Below are 1,742 nucleotides of genomic sequence, written 5' to 3'. Positions count from 1 at the left end.
CGTTTCATCTCATGGTCAATGGCCCGGGCCACCACATCCCGGGGAGCAAGCTCACCGCGCTCATCAAAGCGGTTCATGAAGCGTTCGCCATTGGGCAGCAGCAGGTGTCCGCCTTCGCCGCGAATGGCTTCGGTGACCAGGAAGCTTTTCGCCTTGGGGTGATAGAGGCAGGTTGGGTGGAACTGCATGAATTCCATGTTGGCCACGCGGCAGCCGGCCCGCCAGGCCATGGCGATGCCATCGCCGGTGGCCACATCCGGGTTGGAGGTATACAGGTACACCTTGGAGGCGCCGCCGGTGGCCAGTACCACGGAGCGGGCCAGAATAACGTCGGTTTCCCCGGTCTGAATGTTGTGCACGTAGGCGCCGCAACAGCGTTTTTCTTTGCCTTGTTCCCCGTTGGGGGCGTCGTGTTCCTGCACGATCAGGTCCACGGCTACCCGGTGTTCAAAACGGGTCACGTTGTGTTTCTGGCAGACCTGTTCAATCAATGTGCCGGAAATGGCTTTGCCGGTGGCGTCGGCAGCATGAATGATACGCCGGTGGCTGTGGCCGCCTTCGCGGGTCAGGTGGTAGGGCAGCTTGCTGCCGTCACCACTGTCAAAGCGGGTGAAGTCCACGCCCAGATCAATCAGCCAGCGGATAGCGTCGGGACCGTTTTCCACGGTAAAGCGCACGGCATCATCGTGGCACAGGCCGGCGCCGGCCACATGGGTGTCGGCCACGTGGCTTTCCAGTGAGTCTTCCTGATCCAGCACCGCGGCCACGCCACCCTGGGCGTAGTAGGTGCTGGCACTGGTGAGCTCTCCCTTGGAGAGCAGGGCAACCTGACACTCATCCGGCAGGCGCAAGGCAGCGGTGAGGCCTGCAGCGCCGGAGCCGATAATGAGTACATCGTGTCGGTAGGTAGCCATGGAGAATCCTGTTGTGAAGAGCCCGGTTGGGTGGGATATGCGGTGGCCAGTATAGCGGTGAATCCGGTCCTGACTAAATGACCAATGCTGACCTATCCCCCAAATGGGGGATGCGGTTTTGTGACAGTGTTGTTATTTTCCTGTGACTTGGGACAGCGCTGCTTTCATTGGGGGAAGTGGCGTACGGACAATCAGTATCGGGGAACACTATGAGAAGGGTACTAAAAGGGCTGGCAGCCAGCGCGATGGGTGTGAGCTTGTTAAGTGGCTGTATGTCTGCGAATTACTACACGGAGCAGGGTACACCCATCACGCAGGACACGATTGATCTTTTCAACACCAATCCGAATAATCCGATTATTCCCTATGCCAAGGGTAAGGCGACTTATAATGCCTACCCATGGGCCAGTGAAAGAATCCAGAGAGCCTTTGACGAGAAGCCAAGAAGCAGTGCCAATGATGAAATGGCGCGGGCGGCGGATTACTGGTTGCATGATGGTGATATGCCGCCGCTGGATATCACGGTAACGCGCCATCGCCCGAAGAATAGCGTGGGAACGGTTGCGACGGTGCTGGTGACGACGCTGGGCTGTACTTTCAGTCTTTGTCTGGTTCCTGTGGTGTCACCGCAGCACTTCGATACGACCATTGAAATGCGCTCGGAAGGGGAGCTGGTGTATAGCGCCAACGCTCACTACCGCGGCACATTGTTCATGAGCTGGTTTCCGCTAGGGAAATTACGTGGCACCCAGAAAGTCACCGATGCGGCCTGGTATGCCTCGTTCTTCTCCCATGAAGAAAAGCTGACGCGAAGCATCGTTGCGGAAG

The 1,742-nt window shown here is 58.0% G+C and carries 1 protein-coding gene and 1 pseudogene; one reads left to right on the top strand and one right to left on the bottom strand.

The window, feature by feature from the left end:
- Positions 1 to 914: FAD-binding protein (locus A3730_RS01255; RefSeq protein ID WP_156500753.1), on the bottom strand; the 914-nt coding region annotated here is incomplete at its 3' end.
- Between the two features lie 272 nt (positions 915 to 1,186).
- Here A3730_RS01255 and A3730_RS01250 point away from each other — a divergent pair.
- A pseudogene (locus A3730_RS01250) lies at positions 1,187 to 1,742 on the top strand (hypothetical protein); the annotation flags it as partial.

This window comes from Alcanivorax sp. HI0044 (genome assembly GCF_001634945.1).
The sequence above is the reverse complement of the archived record's forward strand: the minus strand, read 5'-3'. Positions and strand labels throughout refer to the sequence as shown.